A 20,449-nucleotide genomic window follows, 5' to 3' on the forward strand; every position below is an offset into this window, starting at 1 on the left:
ACCCGCAATAAACAGTTCAATCAGTTTGTTTTGCTTGTACTGACTTAAACGGCTTCTTCTCATAGGGATTATTCTAACCTGAAATTAGATTTCCCTAGTTATCTAGTACAGCCCCTTATTTTTTTTAGAAATGTTGCATGTATTTATTCATATTTTAAATAAATACATAATATACTGATTTTCGTTAAAATAAACGGAAATCATCAACCATACTCATCAATTTTAAATTTTGGAGCATTTATGAGCCACTATCGCATTTCCCCAAGCATTCTTTCTGCTGATTTCGCCCGATTGGGCGAAGAAGTCAGTAATGTGATTGCTGCCGGTGCCGATTTGATTCATTTTGACGTGATGGATAACCATTACGTGCCGAATCTCACGTTTGGCCCCATGATTTGTTCGGCATTGAAACCTTATGCCACTGTGCCGATTGATGTGCATTTGATGGTTGAGCCGGTAGATGATTTGATTCAGTCTTTTGCCAAAGCAGGTGCCGGTATAATTACTTTTCACCCTGAGGCGAGTAAACACGTTGACCGCAGTTTAAGCCTGATTTGCGATTTGAGCTGCCAAGCGGGCTTGGTACTGAATCCGGCCACTTCCGTAAGTGTGCTGGAGAATGTTTTGGATCGCTTGGACATGGTATTGTTGATGTCTGTGAATCCGGGTTTTGGCGGACAAAGCTTTATTCAGCAAACCTTAGTGAAAATCCGCCAAGTGCGTGCCATGTTGGACGAATATGAGGCGCAGAGCGGCCGACACATTGCGCTGGAAGTGGATGGCGGCGTAAAAGTGGACAATATTGCCGAAATTGCCGCTGCCGGTGCAGATACTTTTGTGGCTGGTTCGGCTATTTTTGGTAAACCAGATTATAAAGCGGTGATTGGCCAAATGCGTGAAGAATTGTCGCGCGTTTGAAGAAGAAAAATAGGCCGTCTGAAACTTTAAATCGCCTGATATTTTAGGTATTGTTAAATATTTGTTTGATAAAAGTGCACACAATAAAAAGGCCGTCTGAAATTTCAGACAGCCTTTTTTATTTCAAATCAGATATTAAGCACGTTTACGGAATTCGCCGGTGCGGGTATCAATTTCGACTTTGTCGCCGGTTTCGATGTAAGCCATCACTTGGATTTCGGTGCCGCCAACTAAGCGGGCAGTTTTCATCACTTTACCTGAAGTGTCGCCTTTAACCGCCGGCTCGGTGTATTCTACTTCGCGCACGATGATGGTCGGCAATTCGACAGAAATCGGGTTGCCTTCGTAGAAAGTCACTTCGCATTGGTCTTCCATGCCGTCCACGATGAATTTCAACGCGTCGCCGATGTTTTCAGCTTCGATTTCGTATTGGTTGAATTCTTCGTCCATGAAGACATACATTGGGTCGGCAAAGTAGCTGTAAGTACAGTTTTTACGTGACAATACCACGACGTCGAATTTGTCGTCGGCTTTAACGATGGTTTCGGAAGCAGCGCCGGTCAGCAGGTTTTTCAATTTCATGCTGACTTTGGCTGAGCTGCGGCCGCCTTTGATGTATTCGGTTTTTTGTACCACCATCGGGTCGCTGCCGACCATGAATACGTTACCCGGGCGCAGTTCTTGAGCTGTTTTCATTGTGTGTTTCCAATCAGATTTTAGTTACAAAATAAACGCGCTATTTTAGCGTATTTGAAACAAATTTGGCTAGTTTTTCCAGCGCGGTTGGTTGGGAAAACAGGAATTTCTGCCAATCTGCGACACTTTGCTGCCATTGCTCCCGGTGTGCCGTCAGCGTTTGCCAAGCGAAGAGGCGCTGTTCGGCCGATAACTCATGCGCTCCGTTGAGTTCGTCAGATAAGGCTTGGTGTGCGGCCATGAGATTGGGCGGATAAAACGGTGCGGTTTTTTGCCAAAACGCGTGCAGTTTATCTAGATGCACCATTTCGTTTTGCGGATAAATGTGCCAGAAAAACGGCTTGGCGGCTAATTGGGCGCGCACGAAGCTGTCTTCGCCGCGAATCATCAGGCCGTCTGAAAGTTGCAACAGCTTGTCGAAATCCTGTTGCGGTACAAAAGGGACTTTAACCAGTGTCGCACAGGCCGTCTGAAAGGTATCGCCGGCGTGTTGTAAGGCGGTTTGCGGAATGGCTTGCGCTGCTTTCAGGCTGTCGATAATCTGATTACCGGCCAACAGCAGGGTAATGGGTTGGTCGTGTTGTTGCCACATTTCTAGCCATTTTGCCCAAACCGGGTTGTGATAGCCGAACAACAGCCATTCATCGGCAGTTTTGTTGGGTAAGCCATAATGCTGTCTGAAAAGGCCGGTCTCGAAATCGATGCGTTTGCAAAAATCGGCTTCGCGTATTAGGCCGCCGCTCCGGTCACTAAAGCCCATAAACCAGAAAAATTTCTTCAAACCGTTGGCTTGCACCGACGGCAGTAAATGTAGGCGTTCGTTGCTGTCTTCCGCGCTCAAATATTCCCAGTTGAGCCAAAGCGGCCGGTGTTGCAGAATGATGTGTAAAACGTTGTCAGGCAGGTCACAGGCGAAGGTTTCGATGACGATGTGGGGTGGGGGCAGGAGGGGGGTATCATTTGCCGATTGCAGCGTCCATTGGTGTACGGCGATGTTTTGATACGTGCAGGGAACAGCCGGTAAATCAGGGCAAATTGCTTGTAAGGCGGCTACGTCGTCCACCCACAAATGCACTTGCCAATCCAGCTCATGATAAAGCGCTTGCGCCAAACGCCAAGATACACCGATGTCGCCGAAATTGTCGATGACATTGCAAAAAAGCCAGCAGGTTTTTTTTTCAGACAGCTTGGTTATTTCATTATTCATAAATTGTATTCGCAAATCAACAATGGGGATGGAGTAAAATATTATGCGGCTGCACAAATCAGATTTTTGATAATTTACCGATTAAAGACAATTGCTTAAATAGTTAAGCTGTAATGTTTTGTAACTTGATTTATATCAATTTCTTTTCGGGTATGGAGTATAAAATAAGGCTTAATTAAGATTTTTTCTACGTTAATGAAAGAGAAGGTAGCTATGATTAAAGGTATCCAAATTACACAAGCGCAAAACGAAGCATTGTTGAACTCATTCTGGTTGCTGGACGACAGTACCAACGAAGCCCGTTGTTTGGTGGCAAAAGAAGGAAGCGGCTATCAAGCTGATGCCGTGGTGGCTTTGGCAGATTTGGGCGAAGTTTCTTACAAAGAAATTCCGCTGGATGTGAGCGCGCGCCCTAAAGTGGAAGGCGGCCAGCATTTGAACGTCAATGTCTTGACTCGCGAGACCTTGGAAGATGCCGTAGCCAATCCGGATAAATATCCGCAATTGACTATCCGCGTTTCCGGTTATGCCGTGCGTTTTAATTCTTTAACGCCTGAGCAACAACGCGACGTGATTACCCGCACATTCACCAACAGCCTGTAATTTGCTTTAAGGTGTATCAAAGGCCGTCTGAACTTTTTCAGACGGCCTTTTGCATTACAATCCACCGAAATAATGTACCAAATAAACAATCAGCAGCACAATTGGAATAAACAGCAGCATGGTTTTGCGTTTTAACTCAAATTCGCCTTTTAAATGATGCTTAATCACGTCAAAAATCACGAATTTAAATAAAAATGTCGCTTCGCAAGTCAAAATGATGCCGTTAATTAGATATTGTGTGTGATCCGGCGGCGGAATTAAGGCAAAAGCCAGCATAGTAAAGAGCGGAATCAGGCAGACAATCAGCCAGCGAATAAGCAAACCTTTGGAATTATTCATTATTCAATCAAACCGCATTATTTCAATAAAGGCGTATTATTCACGCAAGCGGCAGAGTCGTCCAGTAGCATTTCTCATTCATGGTATAAAAATGATAGGCTGTCTTAAAACCGATTCGTGATTGCCACCATTAAATTTAGCAAAAATCAGCGCCGTCTAAATGGATTTAGGGAATGCTTGTCGCATAGGTTAGCACCAAAATACCGTTCCATTAAGTGGTTCGGACAGTATTCTTTACACTTTGAAAGCTTTGTTATATAGTTTGTAGCGTTATGTTATTTTTAAGGCCGTCTGAAAAACAGATTGTCAATTTTTAGTTTAAAAAACAGCGGCTACACTCAAGATCCAAATCAAAGGAGAAAGCAAATGATTAATGCAGAAGAACGCATCCACCACGAAGGCTTACGCAACAAGATTATGTCTGCCGAACAAGCAGCCGAATTTGTACAAAACGGTATGAATGTTGCCATCACGGGCTTTACCGGAGCAGGCTATCCGAAGCTTCTGCCGACTGCTATTGCTGAAAAAGCCAAAGCCGAACACGCTGCTGGCCGCCCATTTAGCATCGGTATGATTACAGGTGCTTCGACTGCGCCTGAGTGTGACGGCGTATTGGCTGCTGCCAATGCCGTGCATTTCCGCAATCCGTTCCAATCGGATCCATCGCTGCGCAACAGCATCAATGCCGGTAATATTGCTTATCAAGACATGCACTTGTCGCACGTTGAACAACAAATGCGCCAAGGTTTCTATGGCGATTTTGACTTGGCCATTATTGAAGTTTCCGGCATTACGAAAGACGGCAAACTGATTCCGGCGATGGGTATCGGTCACGCCAACGAAGCCTTGAAAGCGACGGAAAAAGTCATTATTGAAGTAAACTTTACCCAAAATGCCAAATTAGAAGGCATGCACGACGTAGTATTCGATATCGGCGTGCCGCCACACCGCAAACCGATCGCCATTACCGGCCCATTTGACCGCGTAGGTTCACCATATTTGGAATGCCCGGAAGAAAAAATCATTGCCATTGTATTGAGCAATTCAGGTGACCGTAACAGTAAATTTGCCGACCCTGATGAAAATTCAAAAGCCATCGCTGCCCAAATCATCAATTTCTTCAGCCATGAAGTAAAAGCAGGGCGCTTGCCGAAAAACCTGTTGCCATTACAATCAGGCGTGGGCAACGTCGCCAATGCCGTAATGGCAGGCTTGCTGGATGCCCCGTTTGAGGAATTGACCGGCTATACCGAAGTATTGCAAGATGGTATGTTGGACTTGATTTTGGCAGGAAAAATGCAACACGCATCAGCGACTGCTTTGTCGTTCAGCCCGGATGCATTGCAACGCTTTAACGACAATATTGATTTCCTGCGCGATAAATTAATTTTGCGTCCGATGGAATACACCAACAATCCAGAAGTTATCCGCCGCTTAGGTGTGATTGGTATGAACGCCATGATTGAAGCCGATATTTACGGCAACGTAAACTCTACCCATGTGATGGGTACAAAAATGATGAACGGTATCGGCGGTTCGGGCGATTTTACCCGTAATGCTTTCTTCTCATTCTTTGTATCGCCGTCTGTGGCCAAAGATGGTGCCATTTCATGTATCGTACCGATGGTTTCGCACCACGACCACACCGAACACGATGTAATGTTTATCGTAACCGAGCAAGGTATGGCGGATTTGCGCGGCAAGTCACCACGGCAACGCGCCCAATTAATTATCAATAACTGTGCGCACCCTGAATACCGCGATATGTTGCGTGACTACTATGACCGTGCCGAAAAAGCAGGTGGCTTGCACACCCCACATCTGTTAATGGAAGCCTTGTCATGGCACCAACGTTTTGTTGAAACCGGCGATATGCGTATTAAATAAGATTAAGTAGATCTTCATTTAAAATAAAAAAAGCAGCTTGATGTTGTCAAGCTGTTTTTCTATTTGTGATCATGATTACAAAAGGTTATAAATGTAGAGACCTTGCAAAACCTCATAAACCATCAATAAAAACCAAAACAGCCGTCATTCCCGACCACAGCACACTTTGCCGTTTCCGCAACCGGCTGGCGTAAGAAGACACTTTAAGTGCAACTGATGACGCTGATTAACCCCCAAACTTACCGAAAGAGGCCTCAAAGCTGGGAATGCCCAAGCAGCCGTTATTAATGCCTTCATCATCTAAAACGCTGTCAAACAACACCAAGCCATCGAAGCAGGCAAAAGCGGAGCAATCTGCGGCGAAATCATCCCCAGTGTTCCGCTACAGCTTTGAACTGCATTCAAATCTAGGGTTTTGCAAAGGTCCCGGCCTGTTTGTTAGGCAATCCGAGAAGGCAAAAGAGAGGCTTCGGGTTAAAACCAATGAAAACAGTCGAAACTGTACTTTGTAGTTTCGGCTGTTAGTTTGATGCGGAGTTTGGCAAAGGTCTCGGCCTTGTCCTAATAGATTGATTAATGGGTAAAGCTGTATACCGCATAGCCGACTACCGCCAAGGCTACTGTAGCCCAGCCCAGCATTTCGATATAATGGCGGATTTTATCGGCATATTTTTCCCCGCCCCAAGCCGATAATCTGGCGACCAAGAAAAAGCGGGCAAAGCGGGAAACCGCTGCTGATAATACAAACGGTAAAAACGCCATATTCATCACGCCGGCGCAAATGGTGAACACTTTAAACGGAATCGGTGAAAAACCTGCCAAAAATACCACGACCACGCCCCACGTTTCAAACCAAAGCTGTGCCTGATCGAATTGAGTCTGGAAACCCCAGCTTTGAATATAGCCGGATATCCAATCAAAGGCGAAATAGCCAATGGCATAACCGATTATGCCGCCTAAAACCGAGGCCAGTGTGGTGTATACCGCGAAACGCAAAGCTTTTTTCGGTTCGGCCATCGACATCGGAATCAACATTACATCCGGAGGTACAGGGAAGAAAATGGCTTCGATAAAGCTGACAAAACTCAACCAAAACGGCGCAAAACGGTGTTTCGACCATTGCAGCGTTTTATCGTAAACGGTTTCAAAAATTTTCATTCTAGAGCTTTCAAACAAGAAAAACGGCGGCCACGCACAAAGCAACCGCCAAAGACAGCGAGCATTTTAAACCAAATGCAGGCTTGGACAAGAAAATTTTGCTTAAGTTTGCAGGCCGTCTGAAACCTTGATACAAGCCGCCAAAACAACGTAAAATAAACCCGATTCCCATACAGGCCGAAATATTTCCGTGAACCAACTCATTTTCGATTTTGCCGCGCACGATTATCCCAGCTTCGATAAATTTCTCGGTACCGAAAATGCCGAGCTGGTGTACGTTTTGCGGCATAAACACGGCCAGTTTATCTATGTTTGGGGCGAGCAGGGGGCAGGCAAAAGCCACTTGCTGCAAGCATGGATTGCCCAAGCCTTGGAAGCCGGTAAAAATGCCGTGTATATCGATGCCACTATTCATCCGCTTACCGAAAAAGCCTTTGACGCCGATTATTTGGCTATCGACAAAGTCGATCGTCTCAATAATGAAGAACAAGCCCTGCTGTTTGCCGTTTTCAACCGCTTTCGCAACAGCGGTAAAGGCTTTCTGCTGCTCGGCTCCGAATACACCCCGCAACAATTGGTTATCCGCGAAGATTTGCGTACCCGCATGGCCTATTGCTTGGTTTACGAAGTCAAACCTTTAACCGACCAAGAAAAAATTGATGCCCTAGCCAGCATGGCCGCTGCAAGACAAGTCACCATCGATACCGAAATCTTTGAATATCTCTTAAACCATTGGCGGCGGGATATGGACAGCCTCGTGCAAATGCTCGACACGCTTGACCACTACGCCGTCATGATGGGCAAACGTATTACCTTACCGCTTTTGCGCCAACTTTTGAAACAACAGGAAACAGAATGAAAAACCTCGCCATCTTCGATCTCGACAACACCTTAATCAACACCGATTCCGACCACACGTGGCCGCAATACCTGATGAAAAAAGGCTTGGTCGATGTCGAATACACTGAAGCGCAAAACGAAAAATTCTACCAAGATTACCGCAACGGTTGCCTGAATATCGATGAATTTCTGAAATTCCACCTTGCCCCGTTGAAAGAATACAGCATGGAACAATTGGCCGAGATGCATCGCGAATTTATGGCCGAATTCATTACCCCGAACATCACACCCATGCAGCGTATGCTGGTCGACAGCCACAAAAATGCCGGCGACGAATTATTGGTGATTTCATCAACCAACGAATTCATCATTACCCCGATTTGTCACGCATTCGGTATTGAAAACGTCATCGGCACCCAGCTCGAAATCGGTTCGGACGGCCGCTACACCGGCAATTACTACGGCACACCGAGCCTGAAAGAGGGCAAAATCACCCGCCTGAACGAATGGCTGGCCGCGCGTGGCGAAACCTTAGACAGCTACGACAAAGTGTATTTCTACAGTGATTCCAAAAACGACTTGCCGCTGCTGCGTCATGTGAACGAGCCGGTGGCGGTAAATCCCGATGCCGAATTGTTGGCCGAAGCGCAGGAAAAAGGCTGGCCGGTGTTGAATTTTAAATAAAGGCCGTCTGAAATGCCCGCATTCAAACCCGTTATCATTACCACTACAACCGCCACGCGTGAAGAAGCCGAGAAAATAGGCATGGCTTTGCTGCAAAACCAAATTGCTGCCTGCGTGCAGTATGAAGCCATCAGCAGCCATTATGTGTGGCAGGACGAGGTGTGTTGCGATGAGGAAATCCGCGTGGTGATTAAATCTTCGCGTTGTCATTATAAAGCGGTGGAAAAGCTGATTATGGCCAACCACAGCTACGATTGCCCACAGATTTTGATGCAGCCGGTATCGCGCGGTTTATCGGCATATTTGCGCTGGATGAAGACGCAAATGGGGTTATAATAGCGGTTTGTTTTTCAGACGGCCTGAGTTAACGCTTGAGGCCGTCTGAAATGCTGTAAACCCAAAATTGATTGAGAAAGAAAAAGAAACCCATGTTCCGTACCATGCTCGGCGGCAAGATTCACCGCGCCACCGTTACCGAAGCCGATTTGAATTATGTCGGCAGCATCACCGTTGACCAAGATTTGCTGGATGCCGCCGGTATTTGCGTTAACGAAAAAGTCGCCATCGTCAACAACAACAATGGCGAGCGCCTTGAAACCTACACCATTCCCGGCGAGCGCGGCAGCGGCGTGGTGTGCTTGAACGGCGCAGCGGCGCGCTTGGTGCAAAAGGGCGACATCGTGATTATTATGTCGTATGTGCTGCTGTCTGAACCGGAAGTGGCCAACCATGAGCCAAAAGTAGTGCTGGTGGACGAACACAATAAAATCCGCGATGTGATTTCGTATGAGCCGCCGCATACGGTGTTGTAATGCACACAGGCCGTCTGAACGGTGAAACTTTCAGACGGCATTTCAATATTCAGTAGTTTTTAAATAGCGACGAGCGCCGTTGCCTTCAGACGGCCTAGTAAAAGGATTCAGCCATGAATGTTCAAATCAACCAAATCCACGTCGGCAACGATTTGCCGTTTACCCTGTTTGGCGGCATTAATGTCTTGGAAGACATGGGCTCCACGCTCAAAGCTTGCGAGCATTACGTCAAAGTGACCGATAAATTGGGCATTCCGTATGTGTTCAAAGCATCGTTTGACAAGGCCAACCGCTCGTCGATTCATTCCTTCCGCGGCGTGGGCTTGGACGAAGGCCTGAAGATTTTTGAAGCGGTGAAGCGCGAATTTAATGTGCCGGTGATTACTGATGTGCATGAGCCTTACCAATGCGCGCCTGTGGCACAAGTGTGTGATGTGATCCAATTACCTGCATTTTTGGCGCGTCAAACCGATTTGGTGGTGGCGATGGCGCAAACCGGTAATGTCATCAACATCAAAAAGCCGCAATTTTTAAGCCCGTCGCAGATGAAAAATATCATTGAAAAGTTCAAAGAAGCCGGCAACGACCAATTGATTTTGTGCGAACGCGGCAGCAATTTCGGCTACGATAATCTGGTGGTCGATATGCTCGGTTTCGGTGTGATGAAGAAAACCTGCGAACAAACTCCGATTATTTTCGACGTCACCCACTCGCTGCAAACGCGTGATTCCGGTGCCGCCGCTTCCGGTGGCCGTCGCTCGCAAGTGGTCGATTTGGCTCTGGCCGGCATGGCTACCCGCCTGGCCGGTTTGTTTTTGGAATCACACGAAAATCCCGACCAAGCCCGTTGCGATGGTCCGAGCGCATTGCCGTTGGCGAAATTGGAAGATTTCTTGCTGCGTGTGAAAGCGGTTGATGAAACGGTGAAATCATTTCCGCCGTTGGTGATTGATTAAGATTGGCATGATAATAAAAGGCTGCGACCTTTGTAACCCCCCCTGAAAAGCCACTGCACAAAGAACCGACGTCATTAGCTTCGCAAGTCCGCTGCGCGGGGGAAGTGCAGCGGACTTGCGAAGCTAATGACGGCTGTTTGGGTTTTTATTGGTTCATGAGGTTTTGCAAAGGTCTCAGGCCGTCTGAAAGTTAATTTTTCAGACGGCCTTTTGATTTATAGCTGTTTAAAATCAAAAAAAGCTGATTAATCATCCTATCTGTTTGACCGCCCATACCGACAAGCTGCCGCCACGTACGGGGAACATTGCCCAGCCTTCGTCATCAATCTCGATTTCGGCATCGTGATGGCCGAGATAATCAACAAAGGTTTTACCTGCGTTGAGAATACCGACGTGCATTCTTTTTTCTGCTTCACCGCTGTTGCTGATGATGGCGGCTAGACCGTCGGGGTATTCTTTATTGCCTAAGCGCGTCCAGCCGATGCAGTTGGGGTCGTCTAAATAATCGATTTGCTCGCCATAGGCGTGATATCCCCGCAAATAAAGCAATTTGTCGATAACTTCGCGGAAAGACTCTTGGCCGAATTCGCCTTCAATACCGTAATAATCGCCATAAAACACGCACGGCAAGCCGTGTTCGCGCAGCAGGATAATGCCGTAAGCGATTGGTTTGAACCAATCATCCACGGTGGATTGCAGTGACTGGCCTCGTTGGGTATCGTGGTTATCGACAAAGGTTACGGTCGAAATCGGGATATGTTCGGCCAAGCTTCCTTGGAAAATCTTCGTTAAATCATAGGCTTCACCGGATTGAGCGGCATTGAAGAAATTCATGTGCAAGCCAACGTCGACCAAGTCGAAGATAAAATCGGTGCCGTTGAGATAATCGTCTTTAATGTCGAAATCACCGTGCCAATATTCACCGAACACATAAAATTCATCGCCGTAAAGCGTTTTGGCGTGTTGCATCAGTTCGCGCATAAAGTTTTGATCAATGTGTTTGATGGCATCCAAACGCAAACCGGTAACGCCGGTGGTATCGACAAACCATTTGAGCCAATCGCGCACATGGGCAGCTACATCGGGGTGTTTGTAATCGATGTCGGTAAACATTAAATAGTCGTAATTGCCATGCTCGGAATCGACCGATTCGTTATCTGCCCAGCCTTTATTTTCGCCCAGAATCATAAAGATTCCGGTCTCTTCGTTTTTGGCATCGTAGTCGGTGCCGCTGAAATGTTGCCAGTGCCATTGGAAATCGCTGTATGTATTGTTGCGCCCGGGAAAGGTGAAATGCGTCCGGCCTTCGATTTAGTAAGGCTCGGAAATCGGTTGTTGGCGGTTGCCGGGATTCATTTTCAATACGGTAAACGCTTCTTTTTCATCGCCGCCGGCCTTGTGATTCAAGACCACATCGGCAATTGGGCGAATACCTTTTTCTTTTAAGGCTGAAATCGCGTGAAGGTATTCGTCTTTGGTGCCGTATTTGGTGCGGACGGCACCTTTTTGGTCAAATTCGCCCAAGTCGTAAAGGTCGTAAATGCCGTAGCCGACATCGTTGGTGCCGGTGGCTTTGCAGGCGGGCGGCAGCCAGACTTTGCTGATGCCGATATCGGCCAGGCGTTGCCAGTGTCGGCCGTCATCGGGCAGATACCACTCGAAATATTGCATGATGGTTTGATTTTTCATGAGCGAACCTTTGATTAGGAATTTTATTTCTCTGTTATTGTGTTTAGGACAGTGATTTTGATGTTGGATGACAACTTTTTGAATGTAGTACCAATCTCGGTGAACTGCCAAACTTATTTTTTTGTAGTTGGCTGAGTTTAATCAGTAAGGATACTGAAAGTGAATATTGCTGATTAATGTATTGATTTTTGCAAATAATCGGTAAAAATCAAATGATGCAAAAAGCCGTCTGAAATGTTTCAGACGGCTTTTTAGACAGTCAAAAAAGGGTTATGGTGCAGTTGATGCCGCTCTATCTTCAAAGGCCTCATCGCGCAGCATATCGCTTTCGTCGAATGCCGCTTCCGGTTCGATTTCCAATACTTTACCGTTAAGCTTCAGCTCGCTGTTTTGCAGATTGAGATGTGTTTTCACAAGATTATCTTGCAAGGTCAGGTATTGGTCGCGCGCCATGCTTTGGATGGTGCTGTCGACCATCAGGCGCAAGGTTTCGTTGATGTCGTCAATGGTAGTGCGTCCGGCAGCTTCGTCTTCAGGATTCACGCTGAAAATGCTGCGCGCTTGGTTGATGGCCATTTGCTCCAACAATTTTTGCGGCACTTGGATATTGAAATCGGCTTCGGTTTTCTTGAGCATATCCGCCAGATTATCCAAATCTTTCTGCACCAAGCCTTTAAAGGCCAATGTACCGGAAGCATCGACATTGCCTTGCGGCATGGTGAATTTAAATGCCTTCACGTTTAGCACCGGGTTTTGGGTGAACAAACCTGAAGCATCGGTCTTGGCCGTCTGAATCAATTCGTTTTGAATCTGCTCTTCGCTCATTTCCGTATCGGCAATTTGCGCAAATTTGGTTTTGAGCGCTAACAAACCTTGTGCATCCAGATGCTCTGCGGCGACATTGATGTCGAGCGGGCCGTAGCGGTCTTTGCCGTAGGTCAGGGTGTCGAATTGGAAGCGGCCTTCGCTATTGATAAATTTATCGACTTCGTTGGTTTGGGTCTCAAATTTCAACTTCGTCACTTCAATGGTGGAAGGTGTAATCGTGCCGGTCGGATTGATAAACGCGCCGATTTGCAGATTGGTCACCAAATTCACCAGTTCGTTTAATTTGACATTGTAATCAATGCCTTCTTTCCATTGCAGCAGGAATTTATCCAGCGTGATGCTGCTTTTGCCTAAAGAAAGTTTGTTGAGGCCGTCTGAAGTTTCCGATTTGAAATGCAAATTTTCCAGGGAAATATCGCCTTTGTCGGCCAATTTGACTTGTAGTGAAGGCGCGGCGTAGTCGTGTGAATAGCCGATGAAGTCGTTTTGATAATCGGTTTGGCCGCTTAAGCCTTGCCATGTCAGCTTAATGCCGGACAATTCTTCGTAATCGAATGCCGGAATGCTGAGTTTCATCACGCCGTTGCCGTTGAAATAAACGGTGTTGGTCATGCTGACCGGTGTTTGGTCGCCGAAGAAACGAGCCAATACTTTAGCTGCTTCAGGATGGTATTGAAATTCGGTTTTTACTTTCGCGCGCGTGCCGAAGCCACCGGCAAAAGGACCGTGGGTCACATGGTTGACCACGGTAATCGGCTCTTTTAACACGGTTTTCAGATTGTCAGGCAGGTATTTTTGCGTATTTTTCAGCAAGGTCGGTTTCAAGCGGATGACGGTGGTTTCGGTGGATGTAAACCAGCCGCGGTCGTAGTCGTGTGACTCAATGGTCAGAAAGCCCGATTCTTGCAGTAATTTTTGCTGCGAAGTCAGGCTTTTTTCGGCTTGAATGCCCAGATAGTAAGGTGTGCCGAGTGCTGCAGCGGTAATAAGCGCAGCGGTCGGGATAAGAAACTTTTTCATTGCTTCAAACAATCAGTTCGACAGATTTAAAAGAGAAAGCATAGCATTTTTTCGCAGATTTGTCTTGGATAAAGGCTGTTCAGACGGCCTTTGCATCATTAATAACTGTTCGGGATATGCTTGAAATACAGCATAATCAAATACCAAATCAGTGTTGCTACCGAGGCGCCCGCCAATACCCACGCACTGATTTGTGCCACTTCGCGCATGGCACGTTTCTGCTTGCGGTTGAACAGACGGTTGATAATCAGGGCAATAATGGCAAAAAGGAAAAAAATTCGCAGCAGGCGGCCTATCATGGGGTGGCTCTTTGGTGATTTCTTAGAATAAGGCCGTCTGAAAGAAGGCTGTAAAGGAATTTTATGGACAGGATATGTCAAAATGTTGGCTAAACGCTATAATACATTTTTTGCATCACCCTTGGAATAATCATGAATAAAAATGGCTCGTTGGGCATTGTAACCCCCCGAAAAATTGCATTTGAAGCGCCCTTTGTACTGGTCAACGGCCAGACTTTGCCGCGTTTTGATTTGATGATTGAGACCTATGGCGAGCTGAATGCGGAAAAATCCAATGCGGTATTGATTTGCCATGCTTTGTCGGGCAATCATCATGTGGCCGGCTACCATACCGCAGAAGATAAATATCCCGGCTGGTGGGACAACATGGTCGGCCCCGGCAAGCCGATTGATACCGAGCGTTTTTTTGTGGTCGGGTTGAACAATTTGGGTGGCTGCCACGGCACGACGGGGCCTTTGTCGGAAAACCCGGCAACCGGCCAAGATTATGGTGCTGATTTTCCGGTGGTAACGGTCAAAGACTGGGTGAAATCGCAAGCGATGTTGGCCGATGCTTTGGGTATTCAACAATGGTCGGCGGTTGTCGGCGGCAGCTTGGGCGGTATGCAAGCATTGCAATGGACAATTGATTTCCCCGAGCGCGTGCGCCATGCTTTGGTGATTGCTTCTGCGCCGAAACTTTCCACACAAAACATTGCGTTTAACGACGTTGCACGACAGGCTATTTTGACCGACCCTGATTTTAATGACGGACACTACGCACGCGAGCAAAAAATCCCGACCCGCGGCCTGCGCATCGCCCGTATGATGGGGCATATTACTTATCTGGCGGAAGAAGGTTTGGGCAAAAAATTCGGCCGCGAGCTGCATTCGGACGGCTATCAATATGGTTACGGCGTAGAGTTTGAAGTCGAATCGTATTTGCGCTATCAAGGCGATAAGTTTGCCGGACATTTTGATGCCAACACCTATTTATTGATGACCAAAGCCTTGGATTATTTTGATCCGGCGGCCGATTTTAATAACAATCTGAGCAAAGCGCTGCAAAACGTGCAGGCCAAATTTTTTGTTGCCAGCTTCAGCACCGACTGGCGTTTTGCGCCCGAGCGCTCGAAAGAGTTGGCCAAAGCGCTGATTGCTGCACGCAAATCGGTGCAGTATATTGAAGTGCAGTCCAACCACGGCCACGATGCCTTTTTGATGGAAGACGAGGCCTACATCCGCGCCGTTGCCGCTTACATGAACAATGTTGCCAAGGAGGTTCAATCATGAATTTACGCGATGATTTACAATTGATTTATGACTGGATTCCTGAAGGCAGCCGCGTATTGGATTTGGGCTGCGGCGACGGTGAATTGCTGGCTGCGTTGGTGGCGCATAAAAATTGCAGCGGTTACGGCATTGAAATCGACACCGACAGCATCATTGCCGCCATGGCACGCGGTGTGAACGTGATTCAGGCCGATTTGGAGCGCGGTTTGGAAGAGTTTGGTGACAATTCGTTTGATATGATTGTGTTGAGCCAAACCATTCAGGCCATGCAGAATACCGAATTGATTTTGCAAAGCCTGATGCGCGTATCCAAGCAGGCCATCGTCAGTTTCCCGAATTTCGGCTATTGGCGCAACCGCATTCAAATCGCGTTGGGCGGCCATATGCCGGTGTCGGAACGCATGCCTTATCATTGGTACAATACGCCGAATATCCATTGGTGTACGCTCAAAGATTTTGATTTGCTGTGTGCCAAAAACAAAATCCGTGTGCAGGAACGCGCAGTGATGGCCGGTAGTAAGCAGGTGAAATATTTGCCGAATTTGTTGGGCAGTTTGGCGTTTTACCGTGTAGGTTGAGTAGAAATATCGAGACCGTCTGAAAAATGTTTTTCAGACGGTCTCGATCCTTTTGTATTGAATTATCGGATTGAATCCAATAATGATGGAATGAAGATTTCTGAGGCATTTCGGGTGTTGCAACAGTCTCGTTATTTTAATGATATAAAACAATGCCGTCTGAAAAGCTTCAGACGGCATTGTCAATGGGGTTTAAAGAAACCTGTAGTTAAGATTCGCAAGAAATCTTGCTGCTTTGCAAGCTCATTTCTTTGCGTTTTTTGGCTTTTTCCCAGCGGCAGCGTTGTAATTCGGTTTTCACTTCCAATTGCGGAATTTCAACCGTTTTGCCGTTTTCCATGGCGACCATGGTGAAATAACAGCTGTTGGTGTGGCGGATGACGCCGGTGCGGATGTTTTGCGCTTCGACACGGATGCCTATCTCCATGGATGTTCGGCCGGTGTAGTTGACGCTGCCGTAGAAGGTGACCAGTTCACCAATGTGAGAATCGGCTCTTTAAACAACACGCGGTCGCAGGAAAGGGTGACGCAATAGTAGCCGCTGTAACGGCTGGCGCACGAGTAGGCCACTTGGTCGAGCAGACGCAGTAAATCGCCGCCGTGAACGTTGCCGCTGAAGTTGGCAGTATCGGGCATCATCAGTTCGGACATGATCAATTCGTGTGATGCTTGGCGTTGGGTATTTTCCATATTGATGGCTTATGTTTGCTATAGATTTAATAATTATAATAAATTAAAAAATAAAATCCAATTTAATTTGTAAATTTTGTTATAACCATTTTCTACGGGAGAAGAAAATCAACAGGCCGATGATAATCGTCGCCATTAGGCCAAGCACGGCGTAATAGCCGTAATACCAATGCAATTCGGGCATATTGTCGAAGTTCATGCCATAAGTGCCGGTAATCACGGTTAGGGGCATAAATATAATGGTGATGACGGTTAATACGCGCATTTGCTGGTTCAGGCGGTTGGATTGGAACGACAAATACACGTCCATCATGCTGACGACCATGTCGCGCGAGGCTTCCAACGTTTCGATCAGCTGCAAATTATGATCGTACACGTCGCGCAGGTAAACGGTAGACTCGCCTTTGAAAATATCGTAGTCGCCACGTACGGCAAGCTGGTAAAACACGTCGCGCATGGGCAATAAAGTACGACGCAGACGCACGGCATCGCGTTTGAGACGATGAATGCGGCTTAATAAGGTGTCGTCGTTTTCATTTTTGAATAGGGCGTTATCGATGGCCTCGACGCGGTTGTCGTAATCTTCCAAGACGATGAAATAATCATCCACAATGCGGTCAAGCAAATAATAAGCCAAAAATGCGGCGTTTTTATCCAAAACATGATGGGGGTTGTGGCGCATAAGCTGGCGGAATTGGCTGAACAAGCCCAACGGCTTTTGCTGGAACGACAAGACAAAATCTTTACCGATTACCAAATACACTTGATCCGAATGCAGCTTGGTGGCGCCATAATTGTACACTTGCGCGGCGATGAAGATATAGTGGCCGTAATCTTCGATTTTTGGGCGTTGCTTGCGGCTGAGAATGTCTTCAATCACCAATTCGTGAATGCCATAGGGCTGAAGCGCGTGCTTGAGCAGATCGATGTTGTTGATGCCGATAAAATGCAGCCAATTGGTTTGCCCGGCTTCGGCGGCAATGATTTTGGGCAGCTTTTTGCCTTTGGCTAAATAATCATGCTGCGCAAAGTTGTCGGCAGAATATAAGGTTTGGTGGATGGCGGCTTTGGGCGCGTTGCTGGTGTTGCTACGCGGCGCAGTTTGCTCGACATTGGTGTCGGGCTGTTCACCTTCGGTAGTGTGAGCAGGGTGATTCTTCATGATAGACAAGTTAACATTAAAAAGGCCGTCTGAAAAAACATTATAGCTTTTCAGACGGCCTTTGTATGGTTAAATCGAAATTAATCCAATTTTTTGAAGTGGCGGCGGCGTTCTTGTTCGCTCAAGTGGCGTTTACGCAGGCGGATGGATTTTGGCGTAATTTCTACCAATTCATCATCGTCGATAAACTCTACCGCGCCTTCCAAAGTCAGCTTGATTGGCGTGGTCAAGCGCACGGCTTCGTCAGTGCCGCTGGCGCGTACGTTGGTCAGTTTTTTACCTTTTAATGGGTTAACGACCAAATCGTTATCGCGGCTATGGATACCGATAATCATGCCTTCATAGATTTTTTCGCCCGGAGACACAAACATGCGGCCGCGGTCTTCCAAGTTCCACAAGGCATAAGCCACGGCTTCGCCTTGTTCTTGCGAAACCAACACACCGTTGTGACGACCCGGCATATCGGCTTTCACCGGTGCATAATCATCAAAAACGTGACTCATCAAGCCGGTGCCGCGGGTCATGGTCATGAATTCACCTTGGAAGCCGATCAAACCGCGTGCCGGAATGTGGTATTCCAAGCGGGTGCGGCCGTTGCCGTCGCTTTCCATGTTGGTCAATTCGCCACGGCGGCGGCCAAGCTCTTCCATGACTGCGCCTTGGTTGTCGTCAGGGACGTCAACGGTCAGGTTTTCATAAGGCTCGCATTTTTCACCGTTGATTTCGCGGTACACCACGCGCGGTTTGCCGACGGCCAATTCGTAGCCTTCGCGGCGCATGTTTTCCAACAAAATGGTCAAGTGCAATTCACCACGGCCGGAAACGCGGAAAATATCGGCATCATCGGTATCTTCGACACGCAGGGCGACGTTGGTCAGCAATTCTTTTTGCAAACGGTCGCGGATTTGGCGCGAAGTCACGAATTTGCCTTCGGTGCCGGCCAATGGAGAAGTGTTTACCATAAAGTCCATAGTCAACGTTGGTTCGTCAACGCTGAGCATAGGCAGGCCTTTAGGGTTGTCTTTTTCTGTGATGGTGACGCCGATACCGATGTCTTCGATACCGGAAATAATCACGATGTCACCGGCTTCGCCTTCTTCCAATGGCACGCGTTCCAAGCCTTTGAAGCCCAGCAATTGGTTAATGCGGCCTTGAGCGACTTGGGTGTCGTGGTTCATTACGGCAACCACTTGACCCGGCTTGATACGGCCGTTCAAAATGCGGCCAATACCTAAGCGGCCGGTGTAGTTGTCGTAGTCGAGTTGGGAAATTTGCAGCTGCAGCGTTTCATCGGCGCTGCCGTTTGGTGCCGGAGTGTGTTTCAAAATGGTTTCAAACAGCACACGCATGTCGTTTTCAGTGCCGTCTTCTTCCAAACGGGCAAAGCCGCTTAAGCCGGAAGCGTATACGATTGGGAAGTCGAGTTGCTCATCAGTCGCACCCAAGGCATCGAACAGTTCGAAAGTCTGATCGATTACCCAGCTTGGGCGGGCGCTTGGTTTGTCGATTTTGTTGATCACAACAATCGGTTTCAAACCCAAAGCCAATGCTTTTTTGGTCACAAAACGGGTTTGCGGCATAGGGCCTTCTTGCGCATCAACCAACAACACCACGCAATCAACCATGCCCAATACACGTTCTACTTCACCGCCGAAGTCGGCGTGCCCCGGGGTATCGACGATGTTGATGTGGTAGCCTTCGTATTCGATGGCGGTGTTTTTAGCCAAGATGGTGATGCCGCGCTCTTTTTCGATATCGCCGCTATCCATCACGCGTTCGTCAACCTGCTGGTTGTCGCGGAATGTACCGGATTGGCGTAATAATTGGTCAACTAATGTGGTTTTGCCGTGATCGACGTGTGCGATGATGGCAATATTGCGAATTTGTTTCATGGCTTAAATCGTGCCTTAATAAGATTTTTAAGATAACTCGACATTATAGCACGATAAAAATAAAGCCGTCGGGTTGAGACGGATATTTTTCAGGCAGGATCTAATGGTGTTGTAGGATAATGTATAAAAGCAGTTGAGAATAATTCATAATTAAATTTGATGGATTTTTTTACTTTATTTGCTTTTATTTATGGTTAAAAAATGTAAATATCTGATTGCGTTGCAAGAGATTCTTAATACCAATGGCAACAAAAAGTGATAAAAATCAGCCAATTGATTTTTTCAGACGGCCTTTTTTCTTTAAGATATTTTTGATAATTATTTGTATTTTAAATAGAAAATTTGTATCGGGCGGCAATCTTCAATACAATATATTACATCCAATCCCGAAACCAACACATTTGCCCGAAACGGCATTCAAAAAAGAGGAAACACCATGCAAGGCAATCAACAAGTTATCGACTATATGAACGAATTGCTGGCCGGAGAATTGGCCGCCCGCGATCAATATTTCATTCATTCGCGTCTGTATTCAGAATGGGGCTACACCAAATTGTTCGAACGTCTGAATCACGAAATGGAAGAAGAAATCCAACACGCCGAAGCCTTCATCCGCCGTATTCTGATGTTGGGGGGCACGCCGAAAATGGTTCGTGCCGATATCAATATCGGTACTGATGTAAAAAGCTGCTTGCAAGCAGATTTGAACACCGAATACGAAGTGCGCGATACGCTGAAAAAAGGTATCAAATTGTGTGAAGAAGTTCAAGATTACGTTACCCGCGACTTGATGATTCAGCAATTGAAAGACACCGAAGAAGATCATGCCCACTGGCTGGAGCAACAATTGCGCCTGATCGAATTGATTGGTGAAGGTAATTATTACCAAAGCCAAATGTAATTGAACGAGGAGGCTATT

At 47.0% G+C, this 20,449-nt stretch carries 21 protein-coding genes and 2 pseudogenes; 11 read left to right on the forward strand and 12 right to left on the reverse strand.

The window, feature by feature from the left end:
• Positions 1 to 72: pseudogene (locus ACFPVS_RS10740) on the reverse strand (IS1595 family transposase); the annotation flags it as partial.
• Between the two features lie 168 nt (positions 73 to 240).
• Here ACFPVS_RS10740 and rpe point away from each other — a divergent pair.
• Positions 241 to 918, forward strand: coding sequence for a ribulose-phosphate 3-epimerase (rpe, locus tag ACFPVS_RS10745; RefSeq protein WP_096295364.1), 678 nt, complete (start codon positions 241 to 243; stop codon positions 916 to 918).
• A gap of 135 nt (positions 919 to 1,053) precedes the next feature.
• On the opposite strand, the gene efp is transcribed toward rpe, so the two are convergent.
• The gene (efp, locus tag ACFPVS_RS10750; RefSeq protein ID WP_095502041.1) at positions 1,054 to 1,614 is read right to left on the reverse strand and encodes an elongation factor P; all 561 of its coding nucleotides are present in this window, start codon (positions 1,612 to 1,614) and stop codon (positions 1,054 to 1,056) included.
• Between the two features lie 40 nt (positions 1,615 to 1,654).
• Positions 1,655 to 2,821, reverse strand: coding sequence for an elongation factor P maturation arginine rhamnosyltransferase EarP (gene earP / locus ACFPVS_RS10755; protein ID WP_096295363.1), 1,167 nt, complete (start codon positions 2,819 to 2,821; stop codon positions 1,655 to 1,657).
• A gap of 213 nt (positions 2,822 to 3,034) precedes the next feature.
• On the opposite strand from earP, the gene grcA reads away from it, so the two are divergent.
• Positions 3,035 to 3,424, forward strand: coding sequence for an autonomous glycyl radical cofactor GrcA (gene grcA, locus ACFPVS_RS10760; protein WP_096295362.1), 390 nt, complete (start codon positions 3,035 to 3,037; stop codon positions 3,422 to 3,424).
• Between the two features lie 54 nt (positions 3,425 to 3,478).
• On the opposite strand, the gene ACFPVS_RS10765 is transcribed toward grcA, so the two are convergent.
• Positions 3,479 to 3,763: a hypothetical protein gene (locus ACFPVS_RS10765; protein ID WP_096295361.1), complete on the reverse strand. Its 285-nt coding sequence runs from the start codon at positions 3,761 to 3,763 to the stop codon at positions 3,479 to 3,481.
• A 366-nt stretch (positions 3,764 to 4,129) separates the two neighbouring features.
• Between ACFPVS_RS10765 and ACFPVS_RS10770 the strand changes: the two genes are divergently transcribed.
• The gene (locus ACFPVS_RS10770) at positions 4,130 to 5,650 is read left to right on the forward strand and encodes an acetyl-CoA hydrolase/transferase family protein (protein ID WP_096295360.1); all 1,521 of its coding nucleotides are present in this window, start codon (positions 4,130 to 4,132) and stop codon (positions 5,648 to 5,650) included.
• Between the two features lie 573 nt (positions 5,651 to 6,223).
• Here ACFPVS_RS10770 and ACFPVS_RS10775 read toward each other — a convergent pair.
• On the reverse strand, positions 6,224 to 6,808 hold the full coding sequence (locus tag ACFPVS_RS10775) for a YqaA family protein (protein WP_096295359.1): 585 nt from the start codon (positions 6,806 to 6,808) through the stop codon (positions 6,224 to 6,226).
• 190 nt (positions 6,809 to 6,998) lie between these two features.
• On the opposite strand from ACFPVS_RS10775, the gene hda reads away from it, so the two are divergent.
• From hda to kdsA, 5 genes are all read left to right on the forward strand, one after another.
• Positions 6,999 to 7,667: a DnaA regulatory inactivator Hda gene (gene hda, locus ACFPVS_RS10780; protein WP_096295358.1), complete on the forward strand. Its 669-nt coding sequence runs from the start codon at positions 6,999 to 7,001 to the stop codon at positions 7,665 to 7,667.
• Positions 7,664 to 8,332, forward strand: coding sequence for a histidinol-phosphatase (locus ACFPVS_RS10785; RefSeq protein WP_096295357.1), 669 nt, complete (start codon positions 7,664 to 7,666; stop codon positions 8,330 to 8,332). Before hda ends, ACFPVS_RS10785 begins: the two co-directional genes overlap by 4 nt.
• A gap of 12 nt (positions 8,333 to 8,344) precedes the next feature.
• Positions 8,345 to 8,668: a divalent-cation tolerance protein CutA gene (cutA, locus tag ACFPVS_RS10790; protein WP_096295356.1), complete on the forward strand. Its 324-nt coding sequence runs from the start codon at positions 8,345 to 8,347 to the stop codon at positions 8,666 to 8,668.
• A 92-nt stretch (positions 8,669 to 8,760) separates the two neighbouring features.
• On the forward strand, positions 8,761 to 9,144 hold the full coding sequence (gene panD / locus ACFPVS_RS10795; RefSeq protein ID WP_096295355.1) for an aspartate 1-decarboxylase: 384 nt from the start codon (positions 8,761 to 8,763) through the stop codon (positions 9,142 to 9,144).
• Between the two features lie 113 nt (positions 9,145 to 9,257).
• The gene (gene kdsA, locus ACFPVS_RS10800) at positions 9,258 to 10,100 is read left to right on the forward strand and encodes a 3-deoxy-8-phosphooctulonate synthase (RefSeq protein WP_096295354.1); all 843 of its coding nucleotides are present in this window, start codon (positions 9,258 to 9,260) and stop codon (positions 10,098 to 10,100) included.
• Positions 10,101 to 10,349: 249 nt separating this feature from the next.
• Here kdsA and ACFPVS_RS10805 read toward each other — a convergent pair whose 3' ends face one another.
• The 4 genes from ACFPVS_RS10805 to ACFPVS_RS10815 all read right to left on the reverse strand — a co-directional run bounded on the left by ACFPVS_RS10805 (position 10,350) and on the right by ACFPVS_RS10815 (position 13,936).
• Positions 10,350 to 11,411 (reverse strand): alpha-amylase, encoded by a 1,062-nt coding sequence (locus ACFPVS_RS10805; RefSeq protein ID WP_198345384.1) that lies wholly within the window; start codon positions 11,409 to 11,411, stop codon positions 10,350 to 10,352.
• On the reverse strand, positions 11,412 to 11,789 hold the full coding sequence (locus tag ACFPVS_RS13765) for an alpha-amylase family glycosyl hydrolase (RefSeq protein WP_198345247.1): 378 nt from the start codon (positions 11,787 to 11,789) through the stop codon (positions 11,412 to 11,414).
• 270 nt (positions 11,790 to 12,059) lie between these two features.
• A complete protein-coding gene (locus tag ACFPVS_RS10810; protein WP_378595753.1) occupies positions 12,060 to 13,637 on the reverse strand; it encodes a YdgA family protein in 1,578 nt (525 codons plus the stop codon).
• 98 nt (positions 13,638 to 13,735) lie between these two features.
• Positions 13,736 to 13,936 (reverse strand): protein MIGRI, encoded by a 201-nt coding sequence (locus ACFPVS_RS10815; RefSeq protein WP_096295352.1) that lies wholly within the window; start codon positions 13,934 to 13,936, stop codon positions 13,736 to 13,738.
• 132 nt (positions 13,937 to 14,068) lie between these two features.
• Between ACFPVS_RS10815 and metX the strand changes: the two genes are divergently transcribed.
• Both metX and metW read left to right on the forward strand, forming a co-directional pair.
• Positions 14,069 to 15,208, forward strand: a complete 1,140-nt coding sequence (metX, locus tag ACFPVS_RS10820) for a homoserine O-succinyltransferase MetX (RefSeq protein ID WP_123804860.1) — start codon at positions 14,069 to 14,071, stop codon at positions 15,206 to 15,208.
• Positions 15,205 to 15,786 carry a methionine biosynthesis protein MetW gene (gene metW, locus ACFPVS_RS10825; protein ID WP_378595754.1) on the forward strand — a complete coding sequence of 194 codons (582 nt, stop codon included), beginning with the start codon at positions 15,205 to 15,207 and terminating at the stop codon, positions 15,784 to 15,786. The genes metX and metW overlap by 4 nt, the downstream gene beginning before the upstream one ends.
• A 208-nt stretch (positions 15,787 to 15,994) precedes the next feature.
• Here metW and ACFPVS_RS10830 read toward each other — a convergent pair.
• The 3 genes and pseudogenes from ACFPVS_RS10830 to typA all read right to left on the reverse strand — a co-directional run bounded on the left by ACFPVS_RS10830 (position 15,995) and on the right by typA (position 19,530).
• A pseudogene (locus tag ACFPVS_RS10830) lies at positions 15,995 to 16,476 on the reverse strand (acyl-CoA thioesterase).
• A gap of 79 nt (positions 16,477 to 16,555) precedes the next feature.
• On the reverse strand, positions 16,556 to 17,638 hold the full coding sequence (corA, locus tag ACFPVS_RS10835; RefSeq protein WP_096295351.1) for a magnesium/cobalt transporter CorA: 1,083 nt from the start codon (positions 17,636 to 17,638) through the stop codon (positions 16,556 to 16,558).
• 80 nt (positions 17,639 to 17,718) lie between these two features.
• Positions 17,719 to 19,530, reverse strand: a complete 1,812-nt coding sequence (gene typA, locus ACFPVS_RS10840; protein WP_123804862.1) for a translational GTPase TypA — start codon at positions 19,528 to 19,530, stop codon at positions 17,719 to 17,721.
• A 436-nt stretch (positions 19,531 to 19,966) separates the two neighbouring features.
• Here typA and bfr point away from each other — a divergent pair, with 436 nt between their 5' ends.
• Entirely contained in the window at positions 19,967 to 20,431 is a 465-nt protein-coding gene (gene bfr / locus ACFPVS_RS10845) for a bacterioferritin (protein ID WP_096295350.1), read from the forward strand.
• The last annotated feature ends 18 nt before the right edge of the window (positions 20,432 to 20,449 follow it).

The sequence above is a fragment of the Neisseria weixii genome (assembly GCF_042658245.1).
Lineage (GTDB): Bacteria > Pseudomonadota > Gammaproteobacteria > Burkholderiales > Neisseriaceae > Neisseria > Neisseria weixii.

Coding starts and splice junctions, on each gene's coding strand:
- rpe (WP_096295364.1), top strand. CDS start 241: ATGAGCCACTATCGCATTTCCCCAAGCATTCTTTCTGCTGATTTCGCC.
- efp (WP_095502041.1), bottom strand. CDS start 1,614: ATGAAAACAGCTCAAGAACTGCGCCCGGGTAACGTATTCATGGTCGGC.
- earP (WP_096295363.1), bottom strand. CDS start 2,821: ATGAATAATGAAATAACCAAGCTGTCTGAAAAAAAAACCTGCTGGCTT.
- grcA (WP_096295362.1), top strand. CDS start 3,035: ATGATTAAAGGTATCCAAATTACACAAGCGCAAAACGAAGCATTGTTG.
- ACFPVS_RS10765 (WP_096295361.1), bottom strand. CDS start 3,763: ATGAATAATTCCAAAGGTTTGCTTATTCGCTGGCTGATTGTCTGCCTG.
- ACFPVS_RS10770 (WP_096295360.1), top strand. CDS start 4,130: ATGATTAATGCAGAAGAACGCATCCACCACGAAGGCTTACGCAACAAG.
- ACFPVS_RS10775 (WP_096295359.1), bottom strand. CDS start 6,808: ATGAAAATTTTTGAAACCGTTTACGATAAAACGCTGCAATGGTCGAAA.
- ACFPVS_RS10785 (WP_096295357.1), top strand. CDS start 7,664: ATGAAAAACCTCGCCATCTTCGATCTCGACAACACCTTAATCAACACC.
- cutA (WP_096295356.1), top strand. CDS start 8,345: ATGCCCGCATTCAAACCCGTTATCATTACCACTACAACCGCCACGCGT.
- panD (WP_096295355.1), top strand. CDS start 8,761: ATGTTCCGTACCATGCTCGGCGGCAAGATTCACCGCGCCACCGTTACC.
- kdsA (WP_096295354.1), top strand. CDS start 9,258: ATGAATGTTCAAATCAACCAAATCCACGTCGGCAACGATTTGCCGTTT.
- ACFPVS_RS13765 (WP_198345247.1), bottom strand. CDS start 11,789: ATGAAAAATCAAACCATCATGCAATATTTCGAGTGGTATCTGCCCGAT.
- ACFPVS_RS10810 (WP_378595753.1), bottom strand. CDS start 13,637: ATGAAAAAGTTTCTTATCCCGACCGCTGCGCTTATTACCGCTGCAGCA.
- ACFPVS_RS10815 (WP_096295352.1), bottom strand. CDS start 13,936: ATGATAGGCCGCCTGCTGCGAATTTTTTTCCTTTTTGCCATTATTGCC.
- metX (WP_123804860.1), top strand. CDS start 14,069: ATGAATAAAAATGGCTCGTTGGGCATTGTAACCCCCCGAAAAATTGCA.
- metW (WP_378595754.1), top strand. CDS start 15,205: ATGAATTTACGCGATGATTTACAATTGATTTATGACTGGATTCCTGAA.
- corA (WP_096295351.1), bottom strand. CDS start 17,638: ATGAAGAATCACCCTGCTCACACTACCGAAGGTGAACAGCCCGACACC.
- typA (WP_123804862.1), bottom strand. CDS start 19,530: ATGAAACAAATTCGCAATATTGCCATCATCGCACACGTCGATCACGGC.
- bfr (WP_096295350.1), top strand. CDS start 19,967: ATGCAAGGCAATCAACAAGTTATCGACTATATGAACGAATTGCTGGCC.